This is a genomic window from Lysobacter sp. S4-A87 (genome assembly GCF_022637455.1).
In the GTDB taxonomy this organism is placed as follows: domain Bacteria; phylum Pseudomonadota; class Gammaproteobacteria; order Xanthomonadales; family Xanthomonadaceae; genus Lysobacter_J.
The window spans coordinates 2034197-2047074 of the sequence record NZ_CP093341.1 but is presented as its reverse complement, the minus strand read 5'-3'; the positions used below and the strand labels follow the sequence as shown (position 1 = coordinate 2047074).

General features: G+C 68.1%; 15 protein-coding genes. 9 read left to right on the top strand and 6 right to left on the bottom strand.

What is annotated here, in order from left to right; translation table 11 throughout:
* Nucleotides 1-49: 49 nt before the first annotated feature.
* Nucleotides 50-310 carry a hypothetical protein gene (locus tag MNR01_RS09205; RefSeq protein WP_241917529.1) on the bottom strand — a complete coding sequence of 87 codons (261 nt, stop codon included), beginning with the start codon at nucleotides 308-310 and terminating at the stop codon, nucleotides 50-52.
* 146 nt (nucleotides 311-456) lie between these two features.
* On the opposite strand from MNR01_RS09205, the gene MNR01_RS09200 reads away from it, so the two are divergent.
* From MNR01_RS09200 to MNR01_RS09190, 3 genes are read left to right on the top strand one after another with little or no spacing between them, the layout of a single operon-like run.
* Entirely contained in the window at nucleotides 457-1581 is a 1125-nt protein-coding gene (locus tag MNR01_RS09200; protein ID WP_241917528.1) for a class I SAM-dependent methyltransferase, read from the top strand.
* Nucleotides 1578-2285 (top strand): pseudouridine synthase, encoded by a 708-nt coding sequence (locus MNR01_RS09195; protein WP_241917527.1) that lies wholly within the window; start codon nucleotides 1578-1580, stop codon nucleotides 2283-2285. Before MNR01_RS09200 ends, MNR01_RS09195 begins: the two co-directional genes overlap by 4 nt.
* Nucleotides 2282-2959: an HAD family phosphatase gene (locus MNR01_RS09190; RefSeq protein ID WP_241917526.1), complete on the top strand. Its 678-nt coding sequence runs from the start codon at nucleotides 2282-2284 to the stop codon at nucleotides 2957-2959. Before MNR01_RS09195 ends, MNR01_RS09190 begins: the two co-directional genes overlap by 4 nt.
* A 45-nt stretch (nucleotides 2960-3004) precedes the next feature.
* On the opposite strand, the gene MNR01_RS09185 is transcribed toward MNR01_RS09190, so the two are convergent.
* A complete protein-coding gene (locus MNR01_RS09185; protein WP_241917525.1) occupies nucleotides 3005-3544 on the bottom strand; it encodes a DUF1415 domain-containing protein in 540 nt (179 codons plus the stop codon).
* A 7-nt stretch (nucleotides 3545-3551) separates the two neighbouring features.
* Nucleotides 3552-4034 (bottom strand): YajQ family cyclic di-GMP-binding protein, encoded by a 483-nt coding sequence (locus tag MNR01_RS09180; RefSeq protein ID WP_241917524.1) that lies wholly within the window; start codon nucleotides 4032-4034, stop codon nucleotides 3552-3554.
* Between the two features lie 162 nt (nucleotides 4035-4196).
* On the opposite strand from MNR01_RS09180, the gene MNR01_RS09175 reads away from it, so the two are divergent.
* Nucleotides 4197-5276, top strand: coding sequence for an NAD(P)-dependent alcohol dehydrogenase (locus tag MNR01_RS09175; RefSeq protein WP_241917523.1), 1080 nt, complete (start codon nucleotides 4197-4199; stop codon nucleotides 5274-5276).
* A 2-nt stretch (nucleotides 5277-5278) separates the two neighbouring features.
* Entirely contained in the window at nucleotides 5279-6166 is an 888-nt protein-coding gene (locus tag MNR01_RS09170; RefSeq protein WP_241920576.1) for a DMT family transporter, read from the top strand.
* Between the two features lie 71 nt (nucleotides 6167-6237).
* Here the strand turns inward: MNR01_RS09170 and MNR01_RS09165 are convergent, their stop codons facing one another.
* Entirely contained in the window at nucleotides 6238-6432 is a 195-nt protein-coding gene (locus MNR01_RS09165) for a hypothetical protein (RefSeq protein ID WP_241917522.1), read from the bottom strand.
* Nucleotides 6433-6598: 166 nt separating this feature from the next.
* Nucleotides 6599-7249: an OmpW family outer membrane protein gene (locus MNR01_RS09160; protein WP_241917521.1), complete on the bottom strand. Its 651-nt coding sequence runs from the start codon at nucleotides 7247-7249 to the stop codon at nucleotides 6599-6601.
* A gap of 314 nt (nucleotides 7250-7563) precedes the next feature.
* Here MNR01_RS09160 and MNR01_RS09155 point away from each other — a divergent pair, with 314 nt between their 5' ends.
* From MNR01_RS09155 to lpdA, 4 genes are all read left to right on the top strand, one after another.
* Nucleotides 7564-8385, top strand: coding sequence for a DUF2884 family protein (locus tag MNR01_RS09155; protein WP_241917520.1), 822 nt, complete (start codon nucleotides 7564-7566; stop codon nucleotides 8383-8385).
* Nucleotides 8386-8489: 104 nt separating this feature from the next.
* Nucleotides 8490-9929: a dihydrolipoyllysine-residue acetyltransferase gene (locus MNR01_RS09150; RefSeq protein ID WP_241917519.1), complete on the top strand. Its 1440-nt coding sequence runs from the start codon at nucleotides 8490-8492 to the stop codon at nucleotides 9927-9929.
* A complete protein-coding gene (locus MNR01_RS09145) occupies nucleotides 9926-10570 on the top strand; it encodes a hypothetical protein (protein WP_241917518.1) in 645 nt (214 codons plus the stop codon). Before MNR01_RS09150 ends, MNR01_RS09145 begins: the two co-directional genes overlap by 4 nt.
* A 15-nt stretch (nucleotides 10571-10585) precedes the next feature.
* A complete protein-coding gene (gene lpdA, locus MNR01_RS09140) occupies nucleotides 10586-12379 on the top strand; it encodes a dihydrolipoyl dehydrogenase (RefSeq protein ID WP_241917517.1) in 1794 nt (597 codons plus the stop codon).
* Nucleotides 12380-12635: 256 nt separating this feature from the next.
* Here lpdA and MNR01_RS09135 read toward each other — a convergent pair whose 3' ends face one another.
* Nucleotides 12636-12851 (bottom strand): DUF2061 domain-containing protein, encoded by a 216-nt coding sequence (locus MNR01_RS09135; protein ID WP_241917516.1) that lies wholly within the window; start codon nucleotides 12849-12851, stop codon nucleotides 12636-12638.
* Nucleotides 12852-12878: the final 27 nt, after the last annotated feature.

The following is a 12878-nucleotide window of genomic DNA, read 5'->3' as shown; positions in this document are numbered from 1 at the left end:
AGCCAGGTTCGAAGCCCGGCTACTGGTGCACCTGCTACTGGAGCACCTGCTACTGGAACACCTGCTGCGGCTTGGCGCTGAACCGTCGCGGGTAGCCGCGCTCGCTGGCAACGCGATCGACCTCGTCGGTGGGCAGGTCCGGGGCCCCGTATACCGCGTAGGCGATCTCGCCTTCGCGCATGCCGATCTGGTGCAGCCGATAACGTGATTGCCCCGCGCCGGTGTTCTCCGGGTAATGCAGGGGCGGTTCGGCGCCGTCCAGGTCGAGCTCGCTGTTATCGACCAGTCCACCTACGAAAAGCGCGCGCATCGCCATTCTCCTTGCCTGAATCTGGCTCCATGGTGCCGCGCAAAGCGTTGAATCGGCATGAAGCTGCTGCACGTTGGCGGTAGTGCGGCGCGCGGCCGCGTAGAATTGTGAAATGACACCAGCACAATCCCCCAAGAGTGCCCGGCATGCGTGCTGAAGGCGACGACGCGGCCCTGCAGGCCCTGCTTCTGCCGTTCGTGGACGGCGTACTGGCCTGGCCGGCGTCAGGTGGCGCGCTGTTCCTGCGCGCACGCGACGGCTGGCCGCTGCACCAGCGCGCGCTTCCCGGCCTGGTCTGTGAACAGAGCTTCAAGCCCGAGGCCGACGCGCTCGAACACTCTGGCCTCACCCGGGTCGATGCCAGCGACGAGACGCTTTACCCGCTGGTGCTGGTCCTGCCGCCGCGCCAGCGTGACGAGGCGCGGGCATTGTTCGCACGCGCACTGGCGCGTTGCGCACCGGGCGGTCGCGTCGTGGCCTGCCTGGGCAACAACGAAGGTGCCAAATCGGGCGAAGCGGATCTGGCGCGCATCGCCGGTCCCGTCGGGAACCTGTCCAAGCACAAGTGCCGGGTGTTCTGGACCGCGCCCATGGAGGGTCCGGCCGATCCGGAGCTGGCCAGGCAATGGCTGCAGGCCGACGCGCCGCGCGCGATCGCCGAGGGCCGCTTCCTCAGCCGGCCCGGCCTGTTCGCCTGGGACCGCATCGACCCCGCCTCGCGGCTGCTGGTGGAACAGCTTCCGGCGACATTGGCCGGCCGTGCCGCCGACCTCGGCGCCGGTTACGGCTACATCGCCAGCGAGCTGCTGGCGCGCTGCCCGGGCATCACCGCGCTCGACCTGTTCGAAGCCGAAGGACGCGCGCTCGAGCTGGCGCGCAGCAACCTGGCGCCATCGGCATCGCGGGTCGAGCTCGGCTTCCATTGGCACGACGTAACGCGCGGCCTGGACAAGCAGTACGACGTGATCGTCAGCAATCCGCCGTTCCACGCGCAGGGTCGCGCCGATCGCCCCGACATCGGCCGGGCCTTCATTTCTGCCGCCGCGAAGGCGTTGCGGCCTGGCGGGCAGTTGTGGCTCGTCGCCAATCGCCATCTGCCCTACGAGGAGATGCTGGCGGTGCATTTCGGCGACGTGCGTACCGTGGCCCAGCGCGACGGCTTCAAGGTGATCGCCGCCATGGCCACGCCGCACGCGGCGCCCGCGCCGCCGGCCGGCGCTGTGCGCAGGGAAAGGAGCAAGGGCAGGGCCAGGGAAAGGAACTGGAAATGAAGCTGGTAAAGCTGATCGCCAACCTCGGCTACGGCAGCCGCAAGGACGTCGCGGCGATGTTCCGCGAAGGCCGCATCACCGATCCTGCCGGCGAGGTGCTCTATGCCGACGACAAGGTCGGCCACGACGCCATCCGCATCGACGGTGAGCCGCTCGACCCGCCCGCCGGGCTGACCCTGATGCTGCACAAGCCGATCGGCTACACCTGTTCCACCAAGGACCCAGGCCGCGTCATCTACGACCTGCTGCCGCCGCGCTACCGCCTGCGCTCGCCGATCCTGTCCAGTGTCGGCAGGCTCGATCGCGACACCTCCGGCATGCTGCTGATGACCGATGACGGCGCGCTGCTGCACCGGATCGTCTCGCCCAAGGCCAGGCTGGCGAAGGTCTACGAGACGACGCTCGCGCAGGACCTGCGCGGTGACGAGGGTGCCTTGTTCGCCAGCGGCACGCTGGTGCTCGAATCCGAAGACACGCCACTGGCACCGGCGCAGCTGCAGGTCACCGACCCGCGCCACGCCGCACTGACCCTGACCGAAGGCCGCTACCACCAGGTGCGGCGCATGTTCGCCGCGACCGGCAACCACGTCGACGCGCTGCATCGAAGCCGCATCGGTGGGCTTGGGCTGGATGGCCTGCCGGCCGGGCAATGGCGCCTGCTCGATGCCGGCGACATCGCGCGCCTGTTCGGGGCGGCGGCATGAGCCTGCTGGAACCGGTGCAGTTCACCCCGGTCGCGGTCCTGTTCGACATGGACGGGCTGATGATCGAAAGCGAGCGCGCGCTGCTGCAATGCTGGCGCGAAACCGCGGACGAGCTGGGGCTGCAAGTCGAAGACTCACTGTGGCTGTCGTTCGTTGGTCAGTCCGATCGCGCCTGCCATGAACTGCTGCGCGCGATCCTGCCGGAGGACCGGTTGCAGGCGCTGCTGCAGGGGTGTCGCACGCGCTACGACGCGCACGTCGAAGCCGGCTTGCCGCTCAAGCCGGGCCTGATCGAGCTGCTGTCACTGCTGGCGCAGCGCGGCGTCCCGCGCGCGGTGGTGACTTCGACCCGGCGCGAGCGGGCGATTCAGAAGCTGGAGCTGTGCGGCCTGTTGCCGCACTTCGTCACGGTCGTCACCGGCAGCGACGTCGTTCATTCCAAGCCGGCGCCGGACATCTACCTGCTGGCGGCGGAACGCCTGGGCGTCGCGCCCGCGCATTGCGTGGTGCTGGAAGACTCGGTGCCGGGCGTGCGCGCGGCACTCGCCGCGGGCATGACGCCGATCCAGGTGCCGGACCTGGTGGTGCCGGACGAAACGGCGCGCGCGCTGGGGCATCGGATCGTCGATTCGCTGGTGCAGGCACGCACGCTGATCGAGCCGGCGCTGCGCTGATCCGACACCGTCGTCCCGGCGAACGCCGGGACCCAGGCCTGCGCCCTACGGCTCCATCAACTTGCGCCAGCCCTCGATGCCCAGCTTCTCCAGCGTGGCGATGTTGCGCTCCACGATCACCTCCGGATCCGGAAACGCCGCCACCGCGCGCTCGACACTGGCCTCGCGCAGCAGGTGCAGCATCGGGTAGGGCGAACGGTTGCTGCAGTTGCCGACATCGTCGGCACCGGTGCCAGCGAACTGGTACTGCGGATGGAAGCTGGCGATCTGGATGTGGCCTTCCAGTCCCAGGAACGCGATCACCGAGTCGGCCTGGTCGAGGAAGTCGTTGTAATCGAGGAAGTCGCCCAGTACCCGCGGATGGATCAACAGGGTCGTGTCGGTCTGCTCCGGCTCGGTGGCGGCAAGCAGCGCCAGCTCCGATGCGAGCTCCTCGCGCAGCGCCTCCGGCGTGGATGCCTCGCTCACCACGAACCGCACCTGCTGCTTGACGTACACCGCCTTGGCGAACGGGCACAGGTTCAACCCGATCACCGCTCGTTCGAGCCAGCGCCGGGTCGCGACGATGGGGTCTTCGCCGCTCATCGCCACCTCAATCGCGAAAGTTGTCGAACTGCAGCGGCCGCTCGTACTCGGCGGACTTGAGCAGGGCGATCGCCGCCTGCAGGTCGTCGCGCTTCTTGCCGTTGACGCGCAGCTTGTCGCCGTTGATCTGGCTGTCGACCTTGATCTTGGCGTCCTTGAGGGCGGCCTGGATCTTCTTGGCCAGCTCGCGCTCGATGCCCTGCTTGACGGTGATCTTCTGGCGCGCGCCGGCCAGGTTGGTCTCGACGTCGCCGAACTCCAGGCAGCGCGCATCGATGCCGCGGGCGATCAGGCGCGCACGCAGGATGTCGTTCATCTGCTTGAGCTGGAATTCGCTCGGCGCCGATTGGCTGATCACCTGGTCGTCGAGCTCGAACCTGGCATCGACGCCCTTGAAGTCGAAGCGCGTGCCGAGCTCGCGGTTGGCCTGGTCGACGGCATTGGTCAACTCGTGGGTGTCGACTTCGGAAATGACGTCAAAAGAAGGCATGGCCGGCTCCAGCAGAACACCAATTCGGGGGCGCAAAGGTTAGCGCAGGCTGCGTCGCCGCGCAGCCACGGCACGCTGCGTTGCGCCTGCGCACGCGCGGCGCAATGCCGGTGGAGGCTAGACTGGCGGCCCACTCGTGCCTGAAAGATGCCTGGAAGCGCCATGCTCAAGACGCCCGCCTACGCCGTGCAGGATGCCCGTTCGCCGCTCGCCCCCTTCACCATCGAGCGCCGCGAGCCCGGGCCGACCGAGGTACTGATCGACATCCTCTACTGCGGCGTCTGCCATTCCGACATCCACCAGGCCCGGGACGAGTGGGGCAGTTCGAGCTTCCCGATGGTGCCCGGCCACGAGATCGTCGGCCGGGTCGCCAGCGTCGGCACGCAGGTGGCGAAGTTCAAGGTCGGCGACAACGTCGGCGTGGGCGTGTTCGTCGACTCCTGCCGCAGCTGCGCCAATTGCCGGTCCGGCGAGGAGCAGTTCTGCGAGCAGGGCATGAGCGGCACCTACAACAGCTTCGAGCGCAATCCCGGCGACCGCCGCTTCGACAAGTCGCGGCCGACCTACGGCGGCTACTCCACCCGCATCACCGTCGACGAGGCCTATGTGCTGCGCATACCGCCGTCGATCCCGCTCGACCGTGCCGCGCCGCTGCTGTGCGCCGGCATCACCACCTGGTCGCCGCTCAAGCACTTCGGCGTCAAGGCAGGCGACAAGGTCGCCGTGGTCGGCCTGGGCGGACTGGGGCACATGGGCGTCAAGCTGGCGGTGGCGCTGGGCGCGGAGGTCACGGTGCTGAGCACGTCGGAGTCCAAGCGCGGCGATGCGCTGGCGCTCGGTGCGAAGCATTTCGCCGCCACCCGCGACGGCACCGCCTTCAAGACGCTGGCACAGCAGTTCGACTACATCCTCGATACCGTCTCCGCCGAACACGACTACAACGCTTACCTGGAGCTGCTCAAGCTCGACGGCACCATGGTCCTGCTCGGCATCCCGGAGGCACCGCAGGCGGTGTCGGCCGGAACCCTGATCCGGCGGCGCCGGCGCCTGGCCGGTTCGATGATCGGCGGCATCGCCGAAACGCAGGAGATGCTGGATTTCTGCGCCGAGCATGGCGTCGCCTCCGACATCGAGCTGATCGGCATCGAGCAGGTCAACGAGGCCTACGAGCGGATGCTCAAGGCTGACGTGCGCTACCGCTTCGTGATCGACATCGGCCGCTGGGCGTCGCAGGGCAGTTGACCGTGCCCACCGGCCACAACCCGCGCCAGATCCGCGCCATGCTGACGATGCTGGTCGCCGTCGCGCTGTTCGCGATGATGGACGCAGGTCTCAAGCAGCTCTCGGCGCACTACCCGGCGTTCCAGGTGGCCTCGCTGCGCGGCGCGGCCTCGCTGCCGCTGGTGCTGGTGTGGGCGCTGGCCACGGTCGGCGTGGCGCCGCTGCTGAAGGTGCGCTGGTCGCTGCACCTGCTGCGCGGCGTGCTGGGCGTGGCGATGATGGCCGCGTTCGTCTACGCGGTGAGCCGGATGCCGCTGTCGACCACGTACTCGATCTTCTTCGTCGCGCCGCTGCTGATCACCGCGATGTCGGTGCCGTTCCTGGGCGAGAAAGTCGGGCCGCGGCGCTGGACCGCCATTGGCGTCGGTCTGATCGGCGTGCTGGTGCTGCTGCGGCCCACCGGCGAAGGCCTGGTGAGCCTGGCCGCGCTGGCGGTGCTGGTGGCGGCGCTGATGTACTCGGTCAGCGCGATCACGGTACGCATCCTGGCGCGCACCGACAGCACCCAGTCGATGATGGTGTGGCTGATGGCGATGATCGCGGTCGGCGCCGGCGTGCTGGCCTGGCCGCAGTGGGTGCCCATCCGCAGCGGGGACCTGTGGCTGATCGCCGGGGTGGGCGTGGCCGGCGCGCTTGGCCAGTACGCGATCACCGAAGCGTTCCGGATGGGCGAGGCGTCGCTGATCGCGCCGCTGGAATACACCGCCCTGATCTGGGGCGTGTTGCTGGACCTGACCCTGTGGGGCGTCCTGCCCGATGCGATCACCTGGCTCGGCGCCGGGATCATCGTCGCCAGTGGCCTGTACCTGCTGAAGCGCGAACGGGTGCACGCGGAAGCCGAGCATCCCTGACGGCCTGACGGTCGATGGCGCGGCCAGGCGAGCCGCGCCGTCGATTCGATCGGTGCCGCGACGTACTGTGGTCAGTTCTCGGTACTGGCGCTCAGTGCGGCCGACAGTGCGGTATTGCCGCCGACAAGGTCGGCCCAGCGCACTTCCTGGCCGTTGCGGCGCCCCTTCTCCACCAGCTTCAGGCCATCGGCATCGATGGTCAGCGTGTACGGGCGATCCTCGATCTGGATCTCGCGACGCAGCGGTTTATCGAGCTTGGTCGTCATGCGTAACTCCTGCCTTTAGGAAACACCCGCGACCCTAACTGCGGGCGGTGATCGCAGCGTGAACGCCGCGAGGCCCCGGAGCGGCGGCCGCCCCGCGTTGTCATCGACGCGTGAAGAAAACAACGGGCCCGCGCGGGGCCCGTTGCCGGTGCAGTTGCTGCAGACGTCAGAAGCGGGCGCCGATGCCGACACCCAGGACGACCGGATTCAGCTCGGCCTTGCCCACCTTGGCGCCGTCGACCTTCACGTCCGGCTGGCCGGTGGTGTCGTGCATGTAGCGCACGTCGGCGCGCGCGAACCAGGTCGGGGTGATGTTCACGTCGACACCGGCGGTGGCCATCGCGCCCTTGGCGGTTTCAACGCCGATGTGCTGGCCGGCCAGTGCGCCGGTCGGCTCGGCCTTCTCGCCGTCGACGTTGGCCTCGAAGTAACCCAGGCCGACGAACGGACGCACGAGGTTGGCCGAACTGCCGAAGTGGTACTGGCCGCTCAGCGCGTACGGCTGGCTGTCGATGCTGGCGATCTTGCCATTGGGCGTGCTGACGCGATGGCCGAACTTGTCGGCCGCGCCCCACGCTTCGATGGCGATGTTGTCGGTGACGTAGTAGCTCGCGCTCAGCGTCGCGGCGGCATCGCCGTCGACGTGGGCTCGGGCGCCGGCGATCTCCGGATTCTTGGTCGGCTCCGACAGCGCGTAGCCGCCGACCACGGCGAAGCGCTTGCCGCCTGTTTCGGTGGTGGCGTCCTGCGCAAAGGCGGACGGGGCGATGGCCAGGGTGGCCACGACGGCCAGGGTCAAATGACGAAAATGCATCATGGAGGGAACTCCTCGTTATTGGATACGACTTGATTGACGCCTTGGGGGAGGCTGCCTTGGGGGAAGGCGCGCCCACCCTAATCACCGATGCATGAACCGTTCTTGCCCCTGCGTTCGCGCAGCGCGGAACTTTCGCGCGAAGCCCGTGTTCACTGACGTGCGCGCGTAAACATGACGCGCATGAACTCGCGGTGACGGCGGACCGATGTGGCGCGTGGGCATCGAACGAATCCGCAACAGGTGGCAACGCGCGACAGGGGACATCGGGCTGCGGAAGCTGCAAGATGGGGGCTCCAGCAGCCACGGGGGTCGTCATGCGCAGTGTGTCCTTGCACAGCGTGCTCATAGCCCTGTCATTGCCGGTCGCGTGTGCACACGCCGCCGAAACCGACGTGGACCTGTCATGCAACATGGACAGTGACTACGACCTGACCATCGACGACCGCAGCGTCATCCTCACCCGCGACGACGGCGTGCCAAAGGCGATCGTGATGCGCCAGGGCAAGCTGTTCGTGGATGACCGCTGGGTGACTCTGAGCAGCGCCGACACGCAGCGCATCGCCGATTTCGAGAAGGGCGCGCGGGCGGCGATGCCGGAAGCGCAGGCCATCGGGCGCGAAGCGGCCGACATCGCCTTCACCGTGCTGGGCGAAGTCGCCGCCGGTTTCAGCAGCGATCCCAAGGCGGCGCAGGCCAGGATCGCGCAGGCACGGGCCAGGATCGACACGCGCCTGGCGCGGTCGGTCACGCCCACGCGCTTCAATGGTCGCGACCTCGGCCAGGGCATCGGCGACGCCGTGGCCGAGGTGATCCCGAGCATGATCGGCGACATCGTCAGCGGGGCGATCGGCGCCGCCTTCAGCGGCGACGCCAGCCGCCTCAGGCGCCTGGAGAACCTCGACGCCCAGATCGAAGCGCGGGTCGAACCCCGGGCCAAGGCATTGGAACAGCGTGCCGACGGCCTGTGCCGGCGCATGGTCGAGCTGGACCGGATCGACGACTCGCTGGAGTTCCGCCTGGCCAACGGCCAGCCGCTCAACATGCTGGAAGCACGCCAGGACAGGCCAACCGACAAGGATGGTGCCAACCCCGCCAGGGACGCCGCGGCGGAGGCGGCGCAGGCCCAGGCACGCTGACCTGTCGGCCTTGCGGGCGATACCGTGACGTATGTCGCCTGCGGTTGGCGCGGTCGCCGGCAGGCCGCACAATAGGGTTTTCGCGTACTGCCGGACCCCCACACATGGCTGACCTCAAAGAAGCGCGCGTTCCCGACATCGGGGACTACGATGGCGTGCCCGTGATCGAACTGCTGGTTGCCGTCGGCGACACAGTGAAAGTGGACCAGGGACTGGTCACGCTGGAGTCCGACAAGGCGACGCTGGAGGTGCCAGCGCCCTTTGCCGGTGTCGTGCGCGAGATCAAGGTCAAGATCGGCGACGAACTGTCCGAGGGCAGTGTCGTGGCGCTGATCGAGCCGGCCGAGGCAGGCGCGGCTGCACCGGCTCCGGCTGCGGAACCGGCCAAGCCTTCGCCGCCGCCGCGCGCCGAACCGGCCGCGCCGTCGCAGCAGGTCAAGGCCGCCGAGACCGGCACCAGGGTCGAACCGGTGGTCGTGGCGGCGCAGGCCGACCGCATCGCCCAGGCGTCGATCGATGCGCAGCGCCCGGGCACCGATCCGGAGGCCATGCCGCCGGCGCTGTCAAACCCGGTGTCCCCGCCGGTGACCTTTGGCGCGGATGAGCTGATGCCCGACAAGGTCCCCTATGCCAGCCCGGCGGTGCGCCTGTACGCACGCGAGCTGGGCGTCGACCTGGCGCACGTCGCCGGCAGCGAGCGCGGCGGTCGCATCAGCAAGGACGACGTGGCGAAGTTCGTCAAGGGCGTGATGCAGGGCGGCGCGGCACCGGCAGCTGCCGGCGCACCGGTCGCACTGGGTGGCGGACTCAACCTGCTGCCGTGGCCGAAGATCGACTTCAGCAAGTTCGGCGAGACCGAAACCAAGCCGCTGTCGCGCATCCAGAAGCTGTCGGGCGCGAACCTGGCGCGCAACTGGGCGATGATCCCGCACGTCACCCAGCACGACGACGCCGACATCACCGACCTGGAAGAGCTGCGTGTCGCGCTCAACAAGGAAAACGAGAAGAGCGGCATCAAGCTGACCATGCTCGCCTTCCTGATGAAGGCCTCGGTCGCGGCCATGCAGAAGTACCCGGCCTTCAACGCCTCGCTCGACGCGACCGGCGAGAACCTGGTGATGAAGAAGTACTTCCACATCGGCTTCGCCGCCGACACGCCCAACGGCCTGGTCGTTCCGGTCGTGCGCGATGTCGACAAGAAGGGCGTGATCCAGATCGCCCAGGAAACCTCCGAGCTGGCCAAGAAGGCCCGCGACGGCAAGCTCGGCCCGGCCGACATGAGCGGCGGCTGCTTCTCGATCAGCTCGCTGGGCGGCATCGGCGGCACGAAGTTCACGCCGATCGTCAACGCGCCGGAAGTGGCCATCCTCGGCGTGTCGAAGTCGGCGATCCGGCCGGTCTGGGATGGCAAGCAGTTCGCGCCGCGCCTGATCCTGCCGCTGTCGCTGAGCTACGACCACCGCGTCATCGACGGTGCCCTGGCCGCACGCTTCGCCGCCCACCTGGCGCAGCTGCTGGCCGACATGCGGCGCGTGCTCCTGTGAGCCTGCGCGCGCTGTACCTGATGGCGAGCCTGCTGGCCGTGCAGGCAGCGGCAAGCGCGCACGCCGACGACGTGTGCAACCTCGACCTCGGCCGCGGCTGGCCGCCGGCGACCGAGAACTACGGTTCCGCGGTCGAAGGCCTGTTCGCGGCCGGCGCCAAGCCGGCGCTGAGCATGACCCGGCTGCCGGCGCGCAGCGTCGAAAGCGCCGTGCAGCTGTTCGCGGCCGAAGGCGATGGCGACTGGACCCTGCGCTACAGCCAGGCCGACGAACGCGTGCAGGTCTGGAGTGACGGCAAGCGCGAACTGCGCGTGGGCCAGCAGCCCGACGTGCAGCAGGTGCCGATGCCGGCCGCGCTGGCGCGACGCGTGGTCGCCGACTGGCAGCGTGCGTTGAGCACGCAGGTGCCGGCGGACCGCACCGCGCAGTTCCATGACAACGAAGTGCTGCTGTTCGTCGTCAACGATCTGCGCGTCAGCGGCCTGCAGCCCGGCTGCGGGCCGGCCAGCCAGCTCATGGAACAGGTCGGCCTGCTGATCGAGGCCACCGACGACAGCGACGAAAAGCGCATCAAGCGCTGGCGCAAGCTCGAAGAGAAGCTTGACGAACTGGAACAATCGCTCGCCGGCGCCACCGGTTGAGCGCAGGAGACATGCATGGCGACCATTGAAGTCAAGGTGCCGGACATCGGCGATTACGACGGCGTGCCGGTGATCGAATTGCTGGTTGCCGTAGGCGATACCGTCAAGAAGGACCAGGGCCTGGTCACGCTGGAATCGGACAAGGCGACGATGGAAGTGCCGTCGTCGGCCGACGGCGTGCTCAAGGAACTCAAGGTCAAGGTCGGCGACAAGGTGGCAGAGGGTGCGGTGATCGCGATCCTCGAAAGCGCCGGCGCGACCGGAGAAAAGGCACCCGCCGCAGCGCCTGCACCGGCGGCAGCCCCGGCGCCCGCTGCGGCCGCCGGAGCTGCGCCCGCGCCTGCGGGCCGTGCGCCCGCACCCAAGGCAGCATCCGCCAGCGGCCGCAAGGCCGACATCGAATGCCGCATGGTCGTGCTCGGCTCCGGCCCGGGTGGCTACACCGCCGCGTTCCGCGCCGCAGATCTCGGCCTCGACACGGTGCTGATCGAGCGCTACGCCTCGCTCGGCGGCGTTTGCCTCAATGTCGGCTGCATCCCGTCGAAGGCGCTGCTGCATGCTGCCGCGCTGATCGAGGAAGCCGCGCATTCGTCCGATATCGGCATCGACTTCGGCAAGCCGAAGATCGACATCGACAAGCTGCGCGACTTCAAGCAGAACAAGGTCGTCTCGCAGTTCACCAAGGGCCTGGCCGGCATGGCCAAGCAGCGCAAGGTGCGCACGGTGCAGGGCGTGGGCAGGTTCGTCTCGCCCAACGAACTGGAAATCACGAGCGACGACGGCAAGACCCAGCTGTTGCGCTTCGAGCAGTGCATCATCGCCGCCGGTTCGCAGGCGGTGAAGCTGCCGAACTTCCCGTGGGACGATCCGCGCGTGATGGACTCCACCGACGCGCTGGACCTGGTCGACGTGCCGAAGAAGTTGCTGGTGGTTGGCGGCGGCATCATCGGCCTGGAAATGGCCACGGTGTACAAGGCGCTCGGCAGCGAAGTGACCGTGGTCGAGTTCATGGACCAGCTGATGCCGGGCACCGACAAGGACCTGGTCAGGCCGCTGGCCGATCGCCTGAAGAAGCAGGGCGTGGCCATCCACCTCAAGGCCAAGGCAACCACCGTCGAAGCGTCCAAGCAGGGCATCACCGTGTCGTTCGAAGGCGACGCCGCACCGGCGCCGATGACCTTCGACCGCGTGCTCGTGGCGGTGGGTCGTTCGCCCAATGGCGGCAAGATCGACGCCGACAAGGCCGGCGTGCAGGTCACTGACCGCGGTTTCATACCGGTCGACCGGCAGATGCGCACCAACGTCCCGCACATCTTCGCCATCGGCGACCTCGTCGGCCAGCCGATGCTGGCGCACAAGGCCACGCACGAAGGCAAGCTGGCAGCCGAAGTGGCCGCCGGCGAGAAGCGCGAGTGGGTGGCGCGGGTGATTCCGTCGGTGGCCTACACCGATCCGGAAATCGCCTGGGTTGGCGTGACCGAGACCGAGGCGAAGGCAAAGGGCCTGAGCATTGGCGTCGGCAAGTTCCCGTGGGCGGCTTCGGCGCGCGCGGTGGGCATCGGCCGCAGCGAAGGCTTCACCAAGCTGATCTTCGACGAGAAGACCCATCGCGTCATCGGTGGCGGAATCGTCGGCGTGCATGCCGGCGACCTGATCACCGAAGTGGCACTGGCGATCGAGATGGGCGCCGAAGCGTCCGACATCGGCCACACGATCCACCCGCATCCGACCTTGAGCGAATCGGTCGGCATGGCGGCGGAAGTGTACGAAGGCACGATCACCGACCTGTACATCCCCAAGAAGAAATAAGCCGTAGCCCGGGTAAGCGAAGCGCACCCGGGGTTCGACGCAACGATTCCCGGGTGCGCCTCGCTTGCCCGGGCTACGCGTGCGCCTTGGAAAAGGCGAAGCCCCGGTAGGGAGACCGGGGCTTCGGAGGGCCCGCCGTAGCTTGCTTTGACGAGGAGTAGAGACTGGGCGGGCGATCTCTAGGTGGGACCGGTGGAATCAGGAAAGGTTCCGTCGCCAATGTGCCGTTTGAGCCGCCTGGTTGCCTGACTGCGGCTCAGGCCGTCATCGCCGTGGGGCCGTCTTGCCGATCACCGCTCCGGCGCTGTTCGATGCGTTTCCAGATCTTCTCGTGGAAATGGAAAGCGACGGTGTTGCAGGCCGGCTCGACCAGGGCGAGCGCGCCGCCGACCCAGACGCTTCCGGTCATCAGATAGCCAACCATGAACGCGACGGTGAAGTGGACCGCGGCGAAGCTGAGGGTCTTGGTCATGACGCGCTCCAAATGAGAATGATTATC